This window comes from Nocardia sp. CC227C (genome assembly GCF_030767025.1).
GTDB lineage: Bacteria > Actinomycetota > Actinomycetes > Mycobacteriales > Mycobacteriaceae > Nocardia.
The window spans coordinates 1-20,646 of the sequence record NZ_JASITE010000004.1; the positions used below are offsets into that span (position 1 = coordinate 1).

Genomic DNA, 20,646 nt, shown 5'->3' on the forward strand with positions numbered 1-20,646 from the left:
TGCGGTCGTCATCTGCCTCTCCTGGTCGGCTGCTTCCCCAGGCAAGGCTAGTCCAACTTCGCGACATACCCGGGCCTGCGCCCCGGAAACCCCCTACCGGGGGTGCGCGGAGCGCGGCGGGGCACTGCGACCCGTCCCGCGAATCCGCGCGGCCGGGACACCGACCGGGGACGGCTGGTGGGCCTCCGGAGCGGGGGTGGGTAGATTGCGGGCAGGCAAGATCGATTCGCCGAAACGCGAAGGGGACCGCCGGTGGCACAGGAACTGCCGTTCGATTCGCTGTATCGGCACGGGTTCGCGCGGGTGGCGGTGGCCGTGCCGAGGGTGCGGGTGGCCGACCCGGCCTACAACGCCGAGCAGACCCTGGTGCTGGCGCGGCGGGCCGCCGAGCGCGGCGCGGTGCTGACCGTGTTCCCCGAGTTGGGGGTGTCCAGCTACACCGCCGACGATCTGTTCCATCAGGACGCGCTCGACGACGCCGTCGGGGCGGCGCTGACGCGGATCGTGGCCGAGAGCGTGGATATCGCCACCGTGCTGGTGGTGGGCGCACCGGTGCGGACACAGGGGCGGCTGTTCAACTGCGGCATCGTCATCCAGGGCGGCCGGGTGCTGGGCGCCGCGCCCAAGAGCTATCTGCCGAACTACCGGGAGTTCTACGAGAAACGGCAGTACGCGGCGGCGCGGGAATCGCTCGACGACCACATCACCATTGCCGGACAACGGGTTCCGTTCGGAGACGATCTGCTGTTCCCGGCCGCGAACGTGCCCGGCTTCGTCGCCCACCTGGAGATCTGTGAGGACGGCTGGGTGCCGTTGCCGCCCAGCGGATTCGCCGCACTGGCCGGGGCGACGGTGCTGGTGAACCTGTCCGCCAGCAATATCGTCATCGGCAAGGCCGACTACCGGCGCGACCTGTGCACCTCGCACTCGGCGCGGTATATGGCCGCCTACCTGTATTCGGCCGCCGGACACGGGGAGTCGACCACCGATATGGCGTGGGACGGGCAGGCCCTCGTCTGCGAGAACGGCAATCTGCTCGCCGAGGGCGAACGGTTCGCCGAACAGCCCCAGCTGGTGACGGCCGATATCGACCTGCACCGGCTGGCCGCCGACCGACTGCGCATGACCAGTTTCGCCGACAATGTGCACGACCACCGCGACCGGCTGCGCCGCTTCCGGCGCATCGAACTGGACCTGCCGGTCCCCACGGGCGCGGTGCCGCTGCGACGGGAGATCCCGCGCTTCCCCTACGTGCCCGCCGATCCGGCCAGCCGCAACGAGCGCTGCGCCGAGGTGCACCACATCCAGGTGGAGGGCCTGAGCACGCGTATGGCGGCCACCGGCTCGCAGCGGGTCGTCATCGGTGTCTCCGGCGGCCTGGACTCCACCGTGGCGCTGATCGTCGCCGCCAAGACCATGGACCGGCTGGGGCTGCCGCGCTCGAACGTGCTGGCCTACACCATGCCCGGCTTCGGCACCAGCAGCCGCACCCTGGAGGACGCACGTCGGCTCATGCGCGCGGTGGGGGCGACGGCGCACGAGATCGACATCCGGCCGTCGTCCACCCAGATGCTGCGGGATCTGGGGCATCCGGCCGCCGACGGGGTGCCGCAATACGACGTCACGTACGAGAATGTGCAGGCCGGTGACCGCACCTCGCATCTGTTCCGGCTGGCCAATATGCACCGGGCGCTGGTCGTCGGCACCGGCGATCTCAGCGAACTCGCCCTCGGGTGGTGCACCTTCGGTGTGGGCGACCACATGGCGCACTACAGCGTGAACGCGTCGGTGCCCAAGACGCTGGTGAAATTCCTGGTGGCCTGGACCATCGACACCGACGGTCTGGGGGCGGAGGCCGGCGAGGTGCTGAAATCCATTCTGGCGACCGAGATCTCACCGGAGCTCATTCCGGGGGACTGCGATGCGCCCGCGCAGAGCTCCGAGGCCACCGTGGGGCCCTACGAGCTCCAGGACTTCCACCTCTACCATCTGCTGCGCTTCGGTGACCGGCCCAGCCGCATCGCCTACCTGGCGCGGCACGCCTGGGGAGACCGCGACCGGGGGCGCTGGCCCGATCTGATCCCGGCGGACCAGCGCAACGAGTACGACATCGCCACCATCAAGCACTGGCTGGGGGAATTCCTGCGCCGGTTCGTGCAGACCAGCCAGTTCAAGCGCTCCACCCTGCCCAACGCGCCCAAGGTCGGGTCGGGTGGGTCGCTCTCGCCGCGCGGGGACTGGCGGGCGCCGAGCGACGCCTCGGCCGCGGCGTGGATCGACGAGCTGCACCGCAACGTGCCGGACCGCTGAGTGGGTGCGCCGTGCGATGTGGATCGCTTGCGCGCACCGCTCAGGAGGGAGCGCGGTGTGGATCGCTTGCGCGACGTGCACGGCGGGCGGCCTGGGCGGATGTGCTTGTCCCGGAGGGTGCTGCGCTTGCCCACCCTGCGCCCCTGGCGCAGACTGCCCAAGCGCAGCGGTCGAGCGCAACAGCCGAGCGGAGCGGCCGAGCGCAACAGCCCGCACACAGCGGCCGAGCGCAACGACTGAGCGGAACAGCCGAGCGCAACGGCCGAGCACAGCGGTCGAGGGGAACAGCCGAGCGCAGCAGGCCGAGCGGAGTGGTGTGGCGGTCCGGTCAGGCTGCGGTTGTCAGGCCGTAGCGGGTCAGTAGTCGGGCGCGTTTGCGGGGGTGGAGGTTGGCTTGGCTGATGTCGCCGCCGTAGTGGGCCAGCAGGCGCGGGTCCATGACGAGTCGCCACAGCGGGGGGATGAGGGCCAGCACGATCATGGTGGCGTAGCCCGCGGGGAGTTGCGGGGCCTCGTCGGAGCTGCGCAGGGTTTGGTAGCGGCGGCCGGGATTGGCGTGGTGGTCGCTGTGCCGCTGGAGGTGGAACAGGAAGATGTTCGTGACCAGGCGGTCGGAGTTCCAGCTGTCCCGGGGGGAGCAGCGGGCCCAGTGGCCGTTGGCGCGGCGGCGGCGCAGCAGCCCGTAGTGCTCGACGTAGTTGACCGTCTCGAGCAGCCCGGCCCCGATCACCGCCTGCAACAGCAGGTAGGGCAGCACCGCCCAGCCGAAGGCGATGAGCAGCCCGCCGAACAGCACCAGCGTCATGGACCACGCTTGCAGGATGTGGTTGTGGATACTCCACCAGCCGTGCCCTTTTCGGCACAGCCGGTCGCGTTCCAGGGCGATGGCCGACCGGAAGCCGCCGAATACGCTGCGCGGCAGGAATCCCCACAGCGATTCGCCCATGCGCGCGCTGGCCGGGTCCTCGGGCGTGGCGACGCGGGCGTGGTGTCCGCGATTGTGCTCCACGAAGAAGTGCCCGTAGCCCGACTGCGCCAGCGCCATCTTGGACAGCCAGCGCTCCAGGTGTTCGACGCGATGCCCGAGTTCGTGCGCGGCGTTGATGCCGATGCCGCTGACGAAGCCGAGCGTGGCCGCCAGTCCCAGTTTGTCGGTCAGGCTCAGTTCGTCACCGGCCCACATGTAGCAGGCGATGATCAGACCGATGAGCTGGATGGGCAGGAACAGATACGTGCACCAGCGGTAGTAGCGGTCGTTGGACAATAGCTCGTAGTCCTCGTCGCGCGGATTGGTGCCGTCCTCGCCCACGACCCAGTCCAGCACCGGAATGACGATGAGCACGATGATCGGACCGATCCACCAGAACACCTCGGAGCCGGTGTGCAACACCAGCTGTGAGGGCAGCAACGCACATCCCGGGGCAATCAACCCCAACACCCACAGGTGGCGTTTCGGATCGGGAGAACCCGAACGTTTGCCAACCATTTGCACGTTTTCCCCGCTAATCAGATACCTTTGGAACTTCGCAGGTAGATATGTACAGACCCTACCGCCGTTACGTCACACGTAGCCGAGCAAAGGTGGCAACGGTTACATGCCAGGCAGTTGGTTGTGCGGGACTCGACGATGTGATGCCTATCACCGCATATCACAGGCAAACCCGTGGTGAACTCCACTACCTGCGTAACCCCCCTGAGCGAACTCGCAGCCGCACTGCGGTAACCCACTGGACGCAGCAAACCGTACGACCCTCTCATACCAAATTGTTGTGAGCGCAACCCGCCGCAGCGGAGCTGCGAAGACGGGGAACGACTCTCGTCCGCCGCGCTCACCGACCCCACACATAGCGGACGCGCGGACGCCCGGTGCGACCATAGTCGGTTTGCCGCCGCACCACGCCGTCATCGGCCAGCCGTTCCAGATAACGCCAGGCGGTGACCCGGGACACCCCGATGGCCCGTCCCGCGTCCCCGGCCGTCAGCCCGGCGGCGGCATCGCGCAGCACCCGGGTGATCTCCTGCAATGTCTGCGGCGCAATACCTTTGGGTGTGCCCACCTTGGTGTCGGTGGTGCGCAGCGCGCCGAAGGCCCGGTCGATGTCCTGCTGCGACACCGCGTCGGTCTCGTCGGGCAGCGCCGCCCGGAATTCCAGGTAGCCCTCCAGCTTGTCGCGAAAGGCCGCGAAGGTGAACGGCTTCAGCAGATACAGCACCACCCCGTGCGCCACCGCCGCCCGCACCACCTCGAGATCGCGCGCGGAGGTGATGGCGATGACATCGGGCCGCCGCCGCGAACGCGCCAGTGCCGCGGCCACATCCAGACCGCTCATATCGGGCAGCCCGATATCCATGAGCACCAGGTCGACGGGTTCGCCCGCCCGCGCGGCCTTGGCCACCGCGTCCAAGGCCGCGCGTCCGCTGTGCGCCACCGCCACCGCCTCGAAACCCGGCACCCGCGCCACGTACGAGCGGTGCGCCGAGGCGATGGCGGGTTCGTCCTCCACCACGAGCACCCGGATCGTCGCGCGGTCCGCGTCGGTCCCCGTCATCGCTGGAACCTCACGACCACGGCCGATTCCGGCGTGCGCACCGCGCGCAGCTCACCGCCGTGCCGCGTCACCAACCGGCGCACCAGGGCGAGCCCGAGCCCATGGTGGTCGGTCTTGGTCGAATACCCGCGTTCGGTGGCGCGGGTGAACACCTCCTCGGACATCCCCGCCCCGCTGTCGGCCACCCGCACGAACAGTCCCTCCTGATCATTGCGCACGGTGACCTCCACCCACGCGTCGTCGTCGCGCCCGACGGCGTCGAGCGCGTTGTCGATGAGATTGCCCAGCAGCGTGACCATTTCGTTCGGGGTGAGCGGTTCGGTGGACTCGAGCGCGGTGTCCCCGCTCACCGTGAGCTCCACCCCGAACTCGGCGGCCTGCTCGACCTTGCCCAGCAGCAGCGCCACCACGGCCGGTTCGGCCACCGCACCGGTCATGCGGTCGATGAGCGACTGGGTCAACTCCAGTTCGGCGGTGGCGAAATCGACGGCCTGGCGGGTGTGGCCGAGTTCGACCATGGTGATGACGGTGTGCAGCCGGTTGGCCGCCTCGTGCGCCTGGGCGCGCAGGGCGTCGGCGAAACCGCGCACCGAATCGAGTTCGCCCAGCACATCCCGCAATTCGGTATGGTCACGCAGGGTGACCACGGTACCGATGCGCCGACCTTCGCGCTCCACCACATCCTGATTCACCACCAGCACGTGGTCCGCAGTCACATGCACCTCGTCGCGCACCGCCTCGAAACCCAACTGCCGCAACGACCGCGGCAGATCCGTCCGGCGCACCGGCCCCTCCGGCAGCCCGAGCAGCCGGCGCGCCTCATCGTTCACCACCACGGCGTCCTCTCCCTCGGCGTCGAAGACGAGCAGCCCCTCGTGCACCGAATGCAGCACGGCCTCGTGATGTTCGTAGAGGGCGCGCAATTCGTCCGGGGCCAGCCCGTGGGTCTGCCGCAGCAGTCTGCGCCGCAGCAGCAGTGAGCCGATGGTGGCCAGCACCAGGCCCGCCGCCGCGATGCCCAGGATGCCGGGCAGCTGGTCCTCCACCTGATCGCCGATCCGGGCCCGGGTGACGCCCGCCGACACCAGCGCCACGATACGGCCGTCGGCATCGCGCACCGGCGTCACCGCGCGCATGGACGGCCCCAGGCTCCCGGCGTAGGTCTCGGTGAAGGTCTCCCCCGCCAGCGCCCGATCGATGGTGCCGCTGAACGGTTTCCCGATCCGCCCCGGATCGGTGTGCGTGTAGCGGGTGCGGTCGGGTGCCATCACCACGATGAAATCCATGCCGACGCTGGTGCGAATCCGCTCGGTCACCGGTTGCAGCAGCGCGGGCGGATCGGGGCTGCGCAGCGCCGCCAGGGTGGACGGAGCCTGCGCCAGCGTCACGGCCACATCGATCACCTGACGACGGGTCGCCTCGTCGCGCTCCCGCCGCGTCTGCAACACCCCCAGGGCCGTGCCCGCACCGATGACCAGCGCCAACACCACCAGCTGCACCACGAACACCCGTCCGGCCAGACTGCGCCGACGGCGCTGGACTCGTCGCTTCACCCGGTGGCCTTCCATGAACGTAATGAACGAAACAGTGACCGGCATCACTGCCGCGGCCCATCATTCTGACCGAAAAGTGTGTGAGTGCGCTCACGCAGCGACCGGCGAAGGACGACCCCGATGAGCGAAACGGCAGTGCACGGCGAGACGACAGGGCGGCGGCGACCCCGCCGCGACCGCACCCACTGGCTGTATTCGGCGGTCATCGTGGCGGTGCTGGCGGGCATCCTGGTGGGCTGGCTGGCCCCCGGTGTGGGCAGGTCGGTGGGCGAGCTGGGCGCCCTGTTCGTGAGCCTGATCAAGATGATGATCGCGCCGGTCATCTTCTGCACCATCGTGCTCGGCATCGGTTCGGTGCGGGCGGCCGCGCGGGTCGGCAAGGTGGGCGGCATGGCCGTCGCCTACTTCCTGCTCATGTCGACGGCCGCGCTGGCCATCGGGCTGGTTGTCGGCAACCTGTTGCAGCCGGGCACCGGACTGGATCTGTCGGCGAGCGCCGGGGCCGCCGCCAAGTACGCCGAGGACGCCCACGGCGCGGGCGGCACCTGGGACTTCATCTCCGGCATCGTGCCGACCACGCTGGTGTCGTCGCTGACCGCAGGCAGTGTGCTGCAGGCACTGTTCGTGGCCCTGCTGGTGGGATTCGCCATCCAGGCCATGGGCCCGACCGGTGAACCGCTGCTGCGCGGGGTGGCGCTGCTGCAGAAGCTGGTGTTCCGGATTCTCACCATGATCCTGTGGCTGGCCCCGGTCGGCGCGTTCGGCGCCATCGCGAATGTGGTGGCCCGCACCGGACTCGACGCGGTCAAGCAGCTGGCGGTGCTGATGATCGCGTTCTACCTGACCTGCGTGGTGTTCGTGTTCGGGGTGCTCGGCGCGCTGATGTGGGCCGTGGCCAGGGTGTCGATCTTCAAATTGGTGCGGTACCTGGCGCGCGAATACCTGCTGATCGTGGCGACCTCGTCCTCGGAGTCCGCGCTGCCGCGGCTCATCGCCAAGATGGAGCACCTCGGGGTGGAGCGCACCACCGTCGGCGTGGTGGTTCCGACCGGATACTCGTTCAACCTGGACGGCACCGCCATCTACCTGACCATGGCGACGCTGTTCATCGCCGACGCCATGGGCCGGCCGCTGGCGTGGACCGAACAGCTCGGCCTGCTGCTGTTCATGATCGTGGCGTCGAAGGGCGCGGCGGGTGTCACCGGCGCGGGCCTGGCCACCCTCGCGGGCGGGCTCCAGTCGCATCGGCCCGACCTGCTCGACGGGGTGGGCATCATCGTCGGCATCGACCGCTTCATGTCCGAAGCTCGTGCGCTGACCAACTTCTCGGGCAATGCCGTCGCCACCGTGCTGGTCGGCACCTGGACCCGGACCGTCGACGCCGGGCAGGTGCGCGATGTGCTGGACCGCAAACTGCCCTTCGACGAGACGACCATGGTGGACGACCATCCGGCGGACGCACCCGAGCCGGAAGTGAGGAAGACCCTGGTTCCGGCCTGATCTGCCCAACATTTCCCGGGCCGGAACCAGTCGCCGCCGAGACGCACCCCTGGCGAATCGGTGGCCGACGTCCCCGCACCACATGCCCCCGCAGCCCACAGCGGGCGCGGCAGCGGTGCGGGGACGTCCGTCGTCCGGGGGCAGGTTCAGGACGCGGCGGCGGGAACTCTGACCGTGGCCGCGATGGCATTCGCCAATTCCGTTCCCTTGACCGTGAAGTGGCGGGCGAAGTAGTCCAGGTGCTCGGTGTGCTCGTGGAAGTGGTGCGGGGTGAGCACGGCCGAGAACACCGGCACATCGGTCTCCAGCTGCACCCGCATGAGCGCGTCCACGACGGTGGCGGCGACGAAGTCGTGCCGGTAGATGCCGCCGTCGACCACGAGCGCGACACCGGCGATCCCGACGTAGTCACCGCTGGCGGCCAAACGCTTGACCCGCAACGGGATTTCGAACGCGCCGGGCACCTCGATCACGTCGACCTCGGTGTAACCGTGGTCGGCCAGTGCGATGCGGGCGGCCTCGACGGCCCGGTCGACGATGTCGGCGTGCCAGCGCGCCGCGACGAGGGCGATACGGGTGGGTGACATGAGTTTCCTCCTGTTCGCTGTCACCCAGGGCAAGGCGACGCGAACAGGCCCACCCGTGTTCGACGGGAAGGCCGATGCGCCGCGTTCTCTTCCATCCGGACTGTGACCGTCGGCTCCGGAATCACACCGGAATCTGCTCGACCCGCCCGGTCCGTGGACCGCGCGGCGCTCGCGGGCTCGTGCGCACCGGATCGGTCCGGACGCCATTTCCGCCGGTGGGGACTTCCACCCCGCCCTGAGAACGTGTACTCGCCGAACATAACACGGGTATCGACCTCACGACATCGGCGTGTTCGGTGGATGGGAGCTTCGCCGCTCTCCAGCGTGGGTGCGACCGTGCCAGCCATGTTCACCGAACCGCCTCGGCGACGCGGAGCCCACGGTGCGGGTCCGGGTGCGCCGGGTGGCCGACATGATCAGTACGGCAGCTCATCCGGATGTTGCGGGGGCGACGGCGCGCTCAGCGCAGCGGCACACCCGCGTCCATCGGGGCAACAGCACGGTCAGCGCAGCAGGACGTCCGCGTCCGCCGGGAGGGCGTCGACGGGCCACCAGCGCAGGTCCGCGGATTCCGAGCTGCGCACCGGGACGGCCCCCTCGGGGGCACGGATGCGGAAGAGCAGGTCCAGGTGGCGGGTGGGGACGCCGAGCGAACAGGTGATGGGGTGGGCCTGCGCACCGTAGAGGCCGGGCTCCAGTACCAGGTCCGGAATGCCGGACTCCTCGACGGCCTCCCGGAAGGCGGCCGCCGACACCGTGTCGTCGGCCTCCTCGCAGTGGCCACCCAGCTGAATCCAGCGGCCCACCTTCGGATGCAGGGTGAGCAGCACCTCGCTGCCGTCGTGGGAGAACACCACCGCCGAGGCGGTGATGTGGCCCGGCGCGTGCTCACGCAGGCAGCCGCGCGGAGCCGAGCCGAGGAACGCCAGCATGGCCTCGCGCAGGGATTCGTCGGACGTCGTTGGCGGCGACCAGGTTTCGAGCAGTTCGACGGCCGACTTGTGCAGTGATTCCGCGCTCACCCGGGCACCCCCGGCAGGCCGTGGTCGATTGCCCGCGCGGCGACCGCCACGGTGCCGGGCACGCTGCGCCGCGCCAGGTCCGGTCGTTCCTCGCCGCGCAGCGTCGGACACAGTGGTGGCCGACGGCCCACAACCGCGCCGTCGCTCGCCGGCCCCGGCAGTGATCTACGGCTCACGACTGCGCCGTAGCTCGCCGGACCTCGAAGTGATCGACGGCTCACAGTTCCACCAGACCGACGCCGGGATCGCGCGGTTCGCGGGGCGCCAGTTCCTCCGGCGCGTAGCCGATCGCGATGGCTCCCAGGGGATTCCAGTCATCCTCCAGGCGGAGCGCCGCGCGAGTGATCTCCGGCGCGAAGATGGTGGAGCCGATCCAGCAGCTGCCGACGCCCCGGGTGGCGAGCGCGACCAGCAGGCCCTGCACGGCCGCGCCCACCGCCACGGTGAACATGGTGGACTCGGCCGCGCGGCGGGTGGCGTCGGGGTAGTCGTGCGCGCCGTCGGGCACGCAGAACGGGATGATCACCTCGGGGGCGTCGAAGAGGATGCGGCCGCGGGCGACCCGCCGCTCCACGCGTTCGGGGCTCAGCCCGTCGGCTTTGAGGTCGGCGCGCCACTTCTCCGCCATGGCTTCCAGCAACCGCAGCCGCAGCCCCCGCTCGCGCACCCAGACGAACCGCACCGGGCGGGTGTGATGGGGAGCCGGTGCGGTGAGGGCGTCCGCCACGGCGGAGCGGATGATCTCGGGCGGCACCGGGGTGTCGGCGAACTGCCGCACCGAGCGGCGCAGCAGCAGCGCTTCCCGGCGGCCCTGTTCGATGGCCTCGGCGGTGCCCAGCCAGAACAGGTCTTCCTCGCCGCGGCGCAGCAGGTCCGCGGCGGTGGAGCCGTCGTCGCCGTATTCGAGTCCGCGCACCACGGCCACGGGCACGCCGGCGAGTTTGCCCTTCACCAGATCGGCGGCGGCGGCCAGCTCGTCGGCGACGGCGACCTGGGTGACGTGCAGTTCATTGCCCTGCCCGTCGACCGCCCCGTTGTAGTCGTGCAGGACCCGCAGGCCCGAGGAGCCGATGGCGGTATCGGTCTGGCCGTTGCGCCAGGCGCGGCCCATGGTGTCGGTGACGACCACGGCGACCCGCACGCCGAGCCGGTCGGCCAGCGCGGTGCGCAGCGCCTTGGCGCTGGCGTCGGGATCGACCGGGAGCAGCACCAATTCGCCCTGTTCGACATTGGAGCCGTCCACCCCGGAGGCGGCCTGCACGATGCCGAGCTTGTTCTCGGTGATCAGGGTGCGGCCCTTGCGGGCCAGTACCCGCACCGCCTCCCGCGCCACCAGTTCCCGGCGTGCGGTGTCCCGCGCCTCCGGATCGGTCGGGGCGGCCACCACGCGGCCCTCGGCCTTGGCGACGATCTTGCTGGTGACCACCAGGATGTCCCCGTCCTCCAGCCAGGGCGCCCGGGCCGCGACGGCATCGGCCAGATCGTCGCCGGGACGGAATTCGGGCAGTCCGTGGACGGGCAGGATGCGCAGCTCGCCGCCCACCGCGTGGTCGGTCACCCGCTCCGCGCTCATGGCTTGACTCCCGCGACATCCAGGGCCTCGCGCACCATCTCGGCGGTGGCGGCCGGATCGGTCATGAGCAGCGGCACGCTGCGCACCTCGACGCCCGGCACCACGGCGGTATCGGTGCTGTGCACCAGCCAGCCGTCCAGGATGCCGGTGGCCGAGCGCGCGCCGTAGTGGTTGCCGACGGATTCGGCGTCGGACGCGACGCCGATCACCGACAGGCAGGCATCGGCCATGCCGCGCAACGGTTTTCCACCGATCACCGGCGCGATGCCGACTACCTTGGCGGTAGTGGTGCGCAGCGCGCCGCGAATGCCGGGCACGGACAGGATGGCGCCGATGCTCACGACGGGGTTGGAGGGGGCCAGCAACACCGCATCCGCGGATTCTATGATTTCCGTCACACCCGGGGCCGGTTTCGCCACATCAGCCCCAATAGTCACGAATCCATGGGTCTCTACATTGGCCCGGTAGCGAACCCACCACTCCTGGAAATGGATCGCGCGGCGTTCGCCAGCATTCTCCGGGTCATCGATCACGACGTGAGTTTCACACCTGTCGTCGGTTGCCGGGAGCAGCTTCACGCCGGGTTGCCACCGGTTGCAGAGGGCCTCGGTGACCGCCGAGAGCGGGTACCCCTGGCGCAGCATTTCACTGCGGATGAGATGGGTGGCGATATCGCGATCCCCCAACCCGAACCAATCGGGCTGAGCCTGATATCTCGCCAGTTCCTCCTTGGCGTTCCAGGTCTCGTTCGCATGCCCCCAGCCCCGCTCCGGATCGATGCCGCCACCCAGGGTGTACATGCAGGTGTCCAGGTCAGGGCAGATGCGCAGGCCGTGCATCCAGACGTCGTCGCCGATATTGACGATGGCAGTCACGTCCGCGCCGGGCAGCAGCTCGCGCACGCCCTGCAGGAACCGCGCGCCGCCGACGCCGCCGACCAGGACCGCGATCCGCAGGCCGGTGCCGGGCGCGCTCTCCGCTTGTTCTCCAGTCACATCCGCACAGCCTATGCGGTCGTCGCGGGAACCCGCCGTACGCCATATTTGCCGGTCATTTGCTGGTTTGAGTCGCCGCGGTTCGGGTAAAGGGATCGAGGATGGTAACGGAATAGCTTCGGCGGCTTGACCACCGCCACGCCCGGCGTGTCTAATCACAGGCATGTCATTCCGGGTTCGCGCGAGAGAGCAAGGCGCGAACGGATTTTCGAACAGATGTTCGCAACGGGATGGCGCTAGCTCGGGGATGTCCGCGGGACAACGTCGCGGTGTTGGGCCGTCGGTGGGAACGGCTGTCGACGGATTAATCATTCTGCGCTAACACACAGTGAGGAGGCGGAGCGATGGCCGATGAGCTGGCCCCGTCAGGCATTCCGGGCGGTGTATCGCAAACCGATTCCACAGCAGGCGCAGCACCAGACTTCTGCGCCGACAACCGAATCGGATACGAGGGGGGTGACATGACGACACGGCACCACGGGGGACAGTGGGCCCGCACGCAACTCCAACCGGAGGCGCCGCGGCTCAGCCTGATCGTCACCGGGATGGACGACATGCTCGACGCCGTCGCGCGTTCGAGCCGGGAGATGGACGCCGAACAGTGGCAGGAGCGGGCCCTGTGCGCCCAAACCGATCCCGAGGCGTTCTTCCCGGAGAAGGGTGGTTCCACCCGCGAGGCCAAGCGCATCTGTCAGGGCTGCGAGGTCCGCGACGAATGCCTCGAGTACGCCCTCGCCCACGATGAGCGCTTCGGCATCTGGGGCGGGCTCTCCGAACGCGAACGCCGCCGCCTCAAGCGAGGAATCATCTGAGGTATCGCAGCGGCAATCCGTTGCACCACCTGAGTTTTCGCCCCGCCGCCGATGAGGTGGCGAGGTAGCACAGCCGGACGAGTAGGCCCCCGATCCCGTCGCGACCATCGCGACGAGATCCGATGAGGGTGGGCCACTCTCCACCGAATCCCCAGCACCCGACGGAATCCGCACGGCTACCCAGCCCGGCGCGGCATACGGGTGACCAATTCTCCCGAGCGGCAAGCCCACTCGGTTCCCCCCACGCCGCACCGACACGGCTCGACCGCGCGCGGGCAGCGTCGAAGACGTCCGGGTCGACTACGGGCCGCGTCGGTCACCTCCGGGTGCACGCCGGGGCAGCGTAGACGTCCGGATCCACTCCGGTACCGCGTCGATCACCTCCGGGTGCACGCCGGGGCAGCGTAGACGTCCGGATCCACTCCGGTACCGCGTCGATCACCTCCGGATCCACGCCGAGACCGCGTCGACCACGTCCTGATCTACTCCGGGGCGGGGTCGATCACGTCCGGGTCTACGCCCAGGTAGGTGGCGATCTGCTGGACCAGCACCTCGCGCAGGAGATCCACCAGGTCGTCGGGGTCGCCCGCGCGCAACTCCAGGGGTTTGCGGAACAGGACCACGCGGGCACGGGTGGCCACGCCGTGGCGATCCACGCCCGCGGGAATCAGCCGCGACAGCGGCACCGGGCCGTCGGCCACCACCTCATCCGGCCAGGTGACCGAATCCGGGTGCAGCGGACGGATTTTCGGGACGTCGTCGACCGCGATATCGAGCTTCGTGAGGCGGTCGTGCCAGCGGCCGTCGAGGGGCGCGAACGCCTCCAGCACGAGGCGGTCGAACTGCTGGCCGCGAGTGCGCCAAGCCGGAACGGTCGGCGGCAACATCGGCCCGCGCACACCCCGCCCGCGGCGGATCACCGACCGCGCGGTGGGCGGTCGCCTCTTACGTGAACGGGTCATACGAAGAATCTACTGCGTTCGATTGCCTCCGCTCCGCTCCGGCGGATTCGCGGCGCTGGAGGTCCCGGTTCTTCCCTCCCTCCGCTCCCCCGCTTCGCTCCTCCGCTCCGGTCAGTCCAGAACCGGGACGCGCCGCGAATCGGAGGGTGGATGCGGCAGGGCGCTTGCGACGAGTGGACGCGGCAGGCGCTCGTGACGAGTGGACGCAGCGGCGCTTGCGACGAGAGGACGCGGTGGGCGCTTGCGACGAGAGGACGCGGCAGGCGCTTGCGACGAGAGGACGCGGCAGGCGCTTGCGACGAGAGGACGCGGTGGGCGCTTGCGACGAGAGGACGCGGCAGGCGCTTGCGACGAGAGGACGCGGCAGGCGCTTGCGACGAGAGGACGCGGCAGGCGCTTGCGACGAGAGGACGCGGCAGGCGCTTGCGACGAGAGGACGCGGTGGGCGCTTATGAGGAGTGGGCGCGGTGGGCGGCCGGGGCGCGGATGAAGGGGGCGTACGGCAATGCGGGCGAAGTGGTCCTCCGCCGGGGCTGATGGGCGGCTGCACCGTGGGGTGGGCGATGGCGACGCGGCGGGGGTGCGGGGGTGGTCCCGGGTGGGGTGGGCGTGGGGGAATTCGGGTGGAATCGCTGGGTGGAAAGGTCCTGTATGCGGGGAACCGCCGGAGTGAGACCGGCAACATTGAGCGTGTCTGTCCCCGGCGAGGCGTGAGGGGGGTTACCCTGCTTGGCGTGATTCCCATGCGTCGTTGCTGCCGTCCAGGCTGCAAGAACCCGGCCGTCGCGACGCTGACCTATGTGTACTCCGAGTCGACGGCCGTGGTCGGGCCGCTGGCCACGGTGGCCGAGCCGCACTCCTGGGATCTGTGTGAAACACATGCGTCCCGGATTACCGCCCCGAAGGGCTGGGAGATGGTGCGGCACGAGGGCGGGTTCTCGTCCAGCACACCGGATGACGACGATCTGACCGCCTTGGCCGAGGCCGTGCGCGAAGCGGGGCTACGACGGCGGTCACCGGAACCGGAACAGCCCGGATATCCCGGATACTCCGACTACGCACCCCCGCAGCGCACCACCCGCACCGGACGCACCGGACGCCGTGGTCACCTCCGGGTCCTCCCCGACCCACCCGGCTGATCCCCTGATGCGCACTCGACCGGGCGCTGAAGTCGGGCAGGCGGACCAGCACAGCGGTTCTCCTACTAGGGTGTTGGCTATGACAGTCGCCCGGTCTGCCGATTCCGTTCATGCAGTGATCAAGGCGTACGACGTTCGCGGGGTAGTGGGCGAACAGATCGACGCGGATTTCGTCAAGGATGTCGGTGCGTCGTTCGCGCGGCTGATGCGCGAGGAGGGCGCGCGGCAGGTCGTGATCGGCCACGATATGCGCGACTCCTCCCCCGCGCTGGCCGCCGCCTTCGCCGCGGGCGTACAGGCCCAGGGCCTCGACGTGGTCCACATCGGCCTGGCCTCCACCGACGAGTTGTACTTCGCCTCCGGCCATCTCGACTGCCCGGGCGCCATGTTCACCGCCTCGCACAATCCGGCCCGGTACAACGGCATCAAGCTGTGCCGCGCCAAGGCGCTTCCGGTCGGGCAGGACACCGGCCTGGCCACCATCACCGACGAGGTGATCAACGGCGTGCCCGCCTACGACGGCGAGCCGGGCACCGCCACCGAGCAGGACCTGCTCTCCGCCTACGCGGCCTTCCTGCACAAACTGGTCGATCTGAGCGCGTCGCGCCCGCTGCGCATCGCCGTGGACGCGGGCAACGGCATGGGCGGCTTCACCGTGCCCGCCGTCCTGGGCACGCTGCCGCAGTTCACCATCGAACCGCTCTATTTCGAACTCGACGGCACCTTCCCCAATCACGAAGCCAATCCCCTGGATCCGAAGAATCTGGTGGATCTGCAGGAGTTCGTCCGCCAGACCGGGGCCGATATCGGGCTGGCCTTCGACGGCGACGCCGACCGCTGCTTCGTGGTGGACGAGAAGGGCGACCCGGTCTCCCCGTCGGCGGTGACCGCGCTGGTGGCCGAGCGTGAGCTGGCCAAGGAGCCGGGCGCGACCGTCATCCACAATCTGATCACCTCCAAGGCGGTGCCGGAGTTGGTGCAGGAACTCGGCGGCACCCCGGTGCGCACCCGCGTCGGCCACTCCTTCATCAAGCAGCAGATGGCCGCCACCGGCGCGATCTTCGGCGGTGAGCATTCCGCGCACTACTACTTCCGCGACTTCTGGGGCGCGGATTCCGGCATGCTGGCGGCCCTGCACGTGCTGGCCGCGCTGGGCGAGAAGGACCGCCCGATGTCCGAGCTCGCGTCCGCCTATGCAACATATGCGGGCTCCGGTGAGATCAACTCAACAGTGGCGGATGCGAAGGAGCGGACCATGGCGGTGGTGGAGGCGTTCCGCGATCGGGCCGCCGCGGTGGACCGGCTCGACGGCGTGACCGTGCAACTGCCCGAAGGCGCGTGGTTCAACCTGCGTGCCTCCAATACCGAACCGCTGCTGCGCCTCAATGTCGAAGCCCGATCGCAGGAGGAAGTAGACGCACTCGTAACCGAGATTCTGAGCATCGTGCGCGGCTGACTGGAATAGTGGAATCACAGAGCGTGGATTCGCACGCGGGTGACCCGATGAGGGGAGGTGGCAACGCCCATGATCGCTGGGACACCGGTTCTGGACCTCGATGACGTCGCCTCGCTGGAGGCGGCCGATTCCGGAGGGACACTGCGTTCCGCCGCGTCGGCGGGTGCGCAGGTGCGCGCCACCGCCGCGGCCATCGACGAGGACATCCTGCGTCGTCTCACCGGTATGCGGCCGCGCAGCCTGGTCATGGTGTCCGGCTCGGGCCGGGCGGCCCGGGCGGCGGGCATTCTGATCGCCGCACTCGGCGACCGCGCCAATCTGCCGGTCGTGCCCGCCACCACGATTCCGCCGTGGGTGGGTCCCCTCGACGTGGTGCTGGTGGCCGGTGACGACGCGGGCGATCCGCGGCTGGCCGAGGCGGTGGACCGGGCGCTGCGCCGCGGCGCGGAGGTGGTGGTCGCGGCTCCCGACGAGGGTCCGATGCGCGCCGTCGCCGCGGGCCGGGCCACCGTGCTGCCCCCGCGCGTGCCCGTCCTCGACCACAATCGGATGCTGCGGTTCCTGGCGGTCGGCACCGCCGTGCTGACGGCGCTGGACCCCGGCCGCATCGCACCGCTGGTTCCCGACCTGAGTTCGCTCGCCGACCTGCTGGATGCCGAGGCGCTGCGCGGCGGCCCGCAGAACGAGTCCTTCCACAATCCCGCCAAAGCCCTCGCCACCCGGATGCGGGAGCGCCGCATCGTGCTCGCGGGCGATTCCCCCGCCGCCATCGAACTGGCCGAGCACGCGGCCGAGGTGCTGCTGGCCACCGCCGGTCAGATCGTGGCCTCGGCCGATCTCGCCGAGACCGTGGCCGCGCACGCCCGCATGGTGGAGGCCGCCGGGGTGGACGCCCCCGGCTACGACCCGCTGTTCCACGACGAGCAGCTCGACGGTCCCGCCCCCGTGGACAAGGTGCGGGTGTTCGTGGTGACCGCGGACGCCGATCAGGTGGCGGCGCGGCGGCGGCTGGCCGTCTTCGGCGCGGGCCAGGGTTTGGTGGACGCCGATCTGGTCAATGTCGACGTGGACCTCATGGGCGCGGGATCGCCCGCCCCCGCCGAAGGCCAGGCCGCTCCCGCCGGACGAGGCGGAGAATTGGAACAGCTCGCGGTATTGGCCCTGCGCCTGGAGATGGCCGCTGCGTATCTACGACTACTCGGTTCCCGTCCGGCAACGACGCCGGGACACTACGACGGGGGACACTACTAGTGCACGAACTCGTTGGTGCGCTGCGCTCCTATGCTTGGGGTTCGCGCACCGCGCTCGCTCAGCTGTGCGGCCGACCGGTCCCGTCCGCGCATCCGGAAGCCGAACTCTGGTTCGGTGCACACCCCGCCGATCCGGCGCGGGTGCGCGTCAACGGTCACGATCGCTCACTGCTCGAGCTGCTCGCAGCCGATCCACAACGCGAACTCGGCCCGGTCGCGGGCGAGTTCGACGGACGGCTGCCGTTCCTGCTGAAGATCCTCGCCGCCGAGGAACCGCTGTCACTCCAGGCGCATCCCAGCCTCGAACAGGCACGCGCCGGATTCGCGCGGGAGAACCACACGGGCGTGCCCATCGACTCGCCCATGCGCAACTACCGCGACGAGAACCACAAGCCCGAACTGGTCGTCGCCCTGGACCGTTTCGAGGCCCTGGCCGGATTCCGCGACCCGAATGCCACCGTGCGCCTGCTCCAGGCCCTGGCGGTGCCCGAACTCGCCTCCTACGCGGATCTGCTTGCCGCCCAGCCCGATTCGGCGGGCCTGCGCACCCTGTTCACCACCTGGATCGCGTTGCCGCAGTCCGCGCTGGCCACCCTGCTGCCCAAGATGCTCGACGGCTGCGTGCGCTACCTGTCCGACCGCGACGCCGGAAACAACGGCGCGCGCAAGGAATTCACCGCCGAGGTGAAGACCGCGCTGGAGCTGGCCGAGGCGTATCCGGGTGATGCCGGGGTGCTGGCGGCGCTGCTGCTCAACCGGATCACCCTCGAACCCGGTGAGGGCCTGTTTCTCGCGGCCGGGAATCTGCACGCCTACCTGCGCGGCGTCGGCGTGGAGATCATGGCCAACTCCGACAATGTGCTGCGCGGCGGCCTCACCCCCAAGCACGTGGACGTGCCGGAACTATTGCGCGTCCTGGATTTCGAACCCCTCGACCTGCCCGTCGTGGCGCCGGAGACGGAAGCCGCGGGCATGTACCGGTACCGCACGCCCGCGGCGGAATTCACCCTGCGGCGAGTGGAATTGGCCGAGGGGCAACCACCGCTCCCGCTGCCCGCCTCCGGCCCCAAGATCGCACTGTGCACCCTGGGCGCGGTGCGCCTGTCCCAGCACGGTCACGACCTCGAGGTGCCGTGTGGCCGCGCGGCCTGGATCTCCGCCACCGACGCGCCGATCACCGCGCAGGCGATAGACGGTCCGGCACAGCTGTTCTGCGCCTCCGTTTGATCATCGCGGCGGTACTCTGAGCCCGGCGAATCGTCAGGATCACAGGGCTCCGGAAGGGACGAACGGTGGCTGCGGGTGGCGGTAGGAAGGCGATCATCGCGGCGATGACCGCCAATGGCGGTATCGCGGTCGCGAAATTCGTGGGCGCGGGGATCACCGGATCGGCGTCCATGCTGGCGGAGGCCGTGCACTCGGTGGCCGACACCTGCAATCAGGGTCTGCTGCTGTTCGGGCAGCGCCGGGCCGCGCAGGAGGCCGACAACCTGCACCAGTTCGGGTACGGGCGCAATCGCTACTTCTACTCGTTCGTGGTCGCGCTGGTGATCTTCGCGCTCGGTTCGCTGTACGCGCTCTACGAGGGCGTACACAAGGTCCAGCATCCGGAGGAACTGTCCAGTCCGATGGTGGCCATCGTGATTCTCGGTATCGCGATCGGGTTGGAGACCTTCAGCATGATCACCGCCGTCAAGGAGTCGCGCCCGCTCAAGGGCGACGCCAGCTGGTGGCGGTTCATCCGCACCTCGCGGCATCCGGAACTGCCGGTAGTGCTGCTCGAGGACTCGGGCGCGCTGATCGGCCTGATGCTGGCCTTCGGCGCGGTCAGCATGACCGTCGTCACCGGCGACCCGGTCTGGGACGGCATCGGCACGCTGTGCATCGGCGTACTGCTGGGCGTCATCGCCGCCATCCTCATCGTGGAGATGAAGAGCCTGCTCATCGGTGAGGGCGCGGTCGCCGAGGACGACAAGCTGATTCGCGAGCAGTTGGTCGACGGCAGCCGGATCGACCGGGTCATCCACCTCAAGACCCAGTACCTCGGCCCGGAGGAGCTGCTGGTGGCGGCCAAGGTCGCCATCGTGCCCGGGCTGGAGATCGGCGATATCGCCGCCGCCATCGACGACGCCGAGGCACGGGTGCGTGCGGCGGTGCCGATCGCCAAGGTCATGTACCTGGAGCCGGACCTGTACCGCAGCGCCACCGCCTTACCGAGCGCATAGCGACCGAGCGGCTACGCGGTCGAGTCGGTGATGAATTCTCGTTCCAGGCCGAGCAGCACGGCGTCGGCGGTGAGCAAGCGAAGACGCTCACAGTACGCCTGCGAAACGATCAAACGATCGAAGGGGTCGTGCCGCAGCAATTCGGGGAAATGTCGTATGCCTTCCGCGTGCGCTCCCGTGATATCGAGAACCGACAGCCCCTGACTTGTGACCGCTTCGGTGAACTCGACGGGAATCGTCAGCTTCCCGAGCATGGATTTGATCGTCAGTTCCCAGATTGTCGCGGACGATACGTAGACCTCTGTGGCAGCCGCGATCGTGGCGCGCGCCCGCGCGCCCAGGCGGGGGCTGTCATCGAGCAGCCACACCACCGTCTGACTGTCAAGCAGGAGCATCGGCATCATCCCCATAGAACATCCGCTGGATGTCTGGATCGATACCGAAGACGCTGTCGTCGTACGCTAGCTGCCCCTTCAAGCCACCGAACGTCACGGGCGTAGCCCGGTGTGGCACCAGGTCGGCAATCGGCTTGCCCGCTTTCGAGATCACTATGCGCTCCCCCTTCGCGACGCGTTCGAGAAGCCTGGACAGGTGTGTCTTGGCCTCATGGATATTCACTGCTGCCATACCCCTACAGTAATGACTAAGTCTAGTCCAGTCCATTACGAGACGGCTACGAATCGCGTAACCTCCCCGCACGCTCGGTAGCGCGC

19 protein-coding genes and 1 riboswitch are annotated in these 20,646 nt (G+C 69.2%); of the genes, 8 read left to right on the forward strand and 11 right to left on the reverse strand.

All coding sequences use genetic code 11. From position 1 onward, the window contains the following. Positions 1 to 252: 252 nt before the first annotated feature. Positions 253 to 2,310: an NAD(+) synthase gene (locus QMO76_RS08535; RefSeq protein WP_306360654.1), complete on the forward strand. Its 2,058-nt coding sequence runs from the start codon at positions 253 to 255 to the stop codon at positions 2,308 to 2,310. A gap of 328 nt (positions 2,311 to 2,638) precedes the next feature. Here the strand turns inward: QMO76_RS08535 and QMO76_RS08540 are convergent, their stop codons facing one another. From QMO76_RS08540 to QMO76_RS08550, 3 genes are all read right to left on the reverse strand, one after another. Continuing rightward, complete coding sequence (locus QMO76_RS08540; protein ID WP_306360655.1) at positions 2,639 to 3,796, reverse strand: alkane 1-monooxygenase; 1,158 nt, start codon at positions 3,794 to 3,796, stop codon at positions 2,639 to 2,641. A gap of 343 nt (positions 3,797 to 4,139) precedes the next feature. Then, a complete protein-coding gene (locus QMO76_RS08545; protein WP_306360656.1) occupies positions 4,140 to 4,859 on the reverse strand; it encodes a response regulator in 720 nt (239 codons plus the stop codon). Beyond that, entirely contained in the window at positions 4,856 to 6,427 is a 1,572-nt protein-coding gene (locus QMO76_RS08550) for a sensor histidine kinase (RefSeq protein WP_306360657.1), read from the reverse strand. Before QMO76_RS08550 ends, QMO76_RS08545 begins: the two co-directional genes overlap by 4 nt. 105 nt (positions 6,428 to 6,532) lie before the next feature. On the opposite strand from QMO76_RS08550, the gene QMO76_RS08555 reads away from it, so the two are divergent. Next, positions 6,533 to 7,912 carry a cation:dicarboxylate symporter family transporter gene (locus tag QMO76_RS08555; RefSeq protein ID WP_306360658.1) on the forward strand — a complete coding sequence of 460 codons (1,380 nt, stop codon included), beginning with the start codon at positions 6,533 to 6,535 and terminating at the stop codon, positions 7,910 to 7,912. 146 nt (positions 7,913 to 8,058) lie between these two features. Here the strand turns inward: QMO76_RS08555 and QMO76_RS08560 are convergent, their stop codons facing one another. From QMO76_RS08560 to cofD, 5 genes are all read right to left on the reverse strand, one after another. Beyond that, the gene (locus QMO76_RS08560) at positions 8,059 to 8,523 is read right to left on the reverse strand and encodes a 6,7-dimethyl-8-ribityllumazine synthase (RefSeq protein WP_306360659.1); all 465 of its coding nucleotides are present in this window, start codon (positions 8,521 to 8,523) and stop codon (positions 8,059 to 8,061) included. A 55-nt stretch (positions 8,524 to 8,578) separates the two neighbouring features. Beyond that, positions 8,579 to 8,746: riboswitch (FMN riboswitch) on the reverse strand. A 256-nt stretch (positions 8,747 to 9,002) separates the two neighbouring features. Then, positions 9,003 to 9,521: an NUDIX hydrolase gene (locus QMO76_RS08565; RefSeq protein ID WP_306360660.1), complete on the reverse strand. Its 519-nt coding sequence runs from the start codon at positions 9,519 to 9,521 to the stop codon at positions 9,003 to 9,005. Then, entirely contained in the window at positions 9,518 to 9,697 is a 180-nt protein-coding gene (locus tag QMO76_RS08570) for a hypothetical protein (RefSeq protein WP_306360661.1), read from the reverse strand. Before QMO76_RS08570 ends, QMO76_RS08565 begins: the two co-directional genes overlap by 4 nt. A gap of 41 nt (positions 9,698 to 9,738) precedes the next feature. Next, positions 9,739 to 11,094 (reverse strand): coenzyme F420-0:L-glutamate ligase, encoded by a 1,356-nt coding sequence (locus QMO76_RS08575; RefSeq protein ID WP_306360662.1) that lies wholly within the window; start codon positions 11,092 to 11,094, stop codon positions 9,739 to 9,741. Beyond that, positions 11,091 to 12,050: a 2-phospho-L-lactate transferase gene (gene cofD, locus QMO76_RS08580; protein WP_306361118.1), complete on the reverse strand. Its 960-nt coding sequence runs from the start codon at positions 12,048 to 12,050 to the stop codon at positions 11,091 to 11,093. The genes QMO76_RS08575 and cofD overlap by 4 nt, the downstream gene beginning before the upstream one ends. 584 nt (positions 12,051 to 12,634) lie before the next feature. Here cofD and QMO76_RS08585 point away from each other — a divergent pair. Further along, the gene (locus tag QMO76_RS08585; RefSeq protein WP_306361119.1) at positions 12,635 to 12,901 is read left to right on the forward strand and encodes a WhiB family transcriptional regulator; all 267 of its coding nucleotides are present in this window, start codon (positions 12,635 to 12,637) and stop codon (positions 12,899 to 12,901) included. A gap of 482 nt (positions 12,902 to 13,383) precedes the next feature. On the opposite strand, the gene QMO76_RS08590 is transcribed toward QMO76_RS08585, so the two are convergent. After that, positions 13,384 to 13,863: a metallopeptidase family protein gene (locus tag QMO76_RS08590; RefSeq protein WP_306360663.1), complete on the reverse strand. Its 480-nt coding sequence runs from the start codon at positions 13,861 to 13,863 to the stop codon at positions 13,384 to 13,386. Positions 13,864 to 14,606: 743 nt separating this feature from the next. Between QMO76_RS08590 and QMO76_RS08595 the strand changes: the two genes are divergently transcribed. The 5 genes from QMO76_RS08595 (at position 14,607) to QMO76_RS08615 (ending at position 19,933) form a co-directional block, all read left to right on the forward strand. After that, positions 14,607 to 15,002, forward strand: coding sequence for a DUF3499 domain-containing protein (locus QMO76_RS08595; RefSeq protein ID WP_372341948.1), 396 nt, complete (start codon positions 14,607 to 14,609; stop codon positions 15,000 to 15,002). 79 nt (positions 15,003 to 15,081) lie between these two features. Next, positions 15,082 to 16,458, forward strand: a complete 1,377-nt coding sequence (locus QMO76_RS08600) for a phosphomannomutase/phosphoglucomutase (protein ID WP_306360665.1) — start codon at positions 15,082 to 15,084, stop codon at positions 16,456 to 16,458. A gap of 69 nt (positions 16,459 to 16,527) precedes the next feature. Continuing rightward, positions 16,528 to 17,709, forward strand: a complete 1,182-nt coding sequence (locus QMO76_RS08605; protein ID WP_306360666.1) for a tobH protein — start codon at positions 16,528 to 16,530, stop codon at positions 17,707 to 17,709. Then, entirely contained in the window at positions 17,709 to 18,935 is a 1,227-nt protein-coding gene (manA, locus tag QMO76_RS08610; RefSeq protein ID WP_306360667.1) for a mannose-6-phosphate isomerase, class I, read from the forward strand. Before QMO76_RS08605 ends, manA begins: the two co-directional genes overlap by 1 nt. A 65-nt stretch (positions 18,936 to 19,000) precedes the next feature. After that, positions 19,001 to 19,933, forward strand: a complete 933-nt coding sequence (locus QMO76_RS08615; RefSeq protein WP_306360668.1) for a cation diffusion facilitator family transporter — start codon at positions 19,001 to 19,003, stop codon at positions 19,931 to 19,933. An 11-nt stretch (positions 19,934 to 19,944) separates the two neighbouring features. Here the strand turns inward: QMO76_RS08615 and QMO76_RS08620 are convergent, their stop codons facing one another. Next, a complete protein-coding gene (locus QMO76_RS08620; protein ID WP_306360669.1) occupies positions 19,945 to 20,343 on the reverse strand; it encodes a type II toxin-antitoxin system VapC family toxin in 399 nt (132 codons plus the stop codon). Further along, entirely contained in the window at positions 20,315 to 20,560 is a 246-nt protein-coding gene (locus QMO76_RS08625) for a type II toxin-antitoxin system Phd/YefM family antitoxin (protein ID WP_306360670.1), read from the reverse strand. The genes QMO76_RS08620 and QMO76_RS08625 overlap by 29 nt, the downstream gene beginning before the upstream one ends. Positions 20,561 to 20,646 lie beyond the last annotated feature (86 nt).

What these genes read in the sequence shown, in the direction of transcription:
- QMO76_RS08605 (WP_306360666.1), top strand. Translation starts at nt 16,528, where the DNA reads ATGATCGCTGGGACACCGGTTCTGGACCTCGATGACGTCGCCTCGCTG.
- QMO76_RS08585 (WP_306361119.1), top strand. Translation starts at nt 12,635, where the DNA reads ATGGACGACATGCTCGACGCCGTCGCGCGTTCGAGCCGGGAGATGGAC.
- QMO76_RS08540 (WP_306360655.1), bottom strand. Translation starts at nt 3,796, where the DNA reads ATGGTTGGCAAACGTTCGGGTTCTCCCGATCCGAAACGCCACCTGTGG.
- QMO76_RS08600 (WP_306360665.1), top strand. Translation starts at nt 15,082, where the DNA reads ATGACAGTCGCCCGGTCTGCCGATTCCGTTCATGCAGTGATCAAGGCG.
- QMO76_RS08555 (WP_306360658.1), top strand. Translation starts at nt 6,533, where the DNA reads ATGAGCGAAACGGCAGTGCACGGCGAGACGACAGGGCGGCGGCGACCC.
- QMO76_RS08625 (WP_306360670.1), bottom strand. Translation starts at nt 20,560, where the DNA reads ATGGCAGCAGTGAATATCCATGAGGCCAAGACACACCTGTCCAGGCTT.
- QMO76_RS08545 (WP_306360656.1), bottom strand. Translation starts at nt 4,859, where the DNA reads ATGACGGGGACCGACGCGGACCGCGCGACGATCCGGGTGCTCGTGGTG.
- QMO76_RS08620 (WP_306360669.1), bottom strand. Translation starts at nt 20,343, where the DNA reads ATGGGGATGATGCCGATGCTCCTGCTTGACAGTCAGACGGTGGTGTGG.
- QMO76_RS08595 (WP_372341948.1), top strand. Translation starts at nt 14,607, where the DNA reads ATGCGTCGTTGCTGCCGTCCAGGCTGCAAGAACCCGGCCGTCGCGACG.
- QMO76_RS08575 (WP_306360662.1), bottom strand. Translation starts at nt 11,094, where the DNA reads ATGAGCGCGGAGCGGGTGACCGACCACGCGGTGGGCGGCGAGCTGCGC.
- QMO76_RS08590 (WP_306360663.1), bottom strand. Translation starts at nt 13,863, where the DNA reads ATGACCCGTTCACGTAAGAGGCGACCGCCCACCGCGCGGTCGGTGATC.
- QMO76_RS08550 (WP_306360657.1), bottom strand. Translation starts at nt 6,427, where the DNA reads ATGGAAGGCCACCGGGTGAAGCGACGAGTCCAGCGCCGTCGGCGCAGT.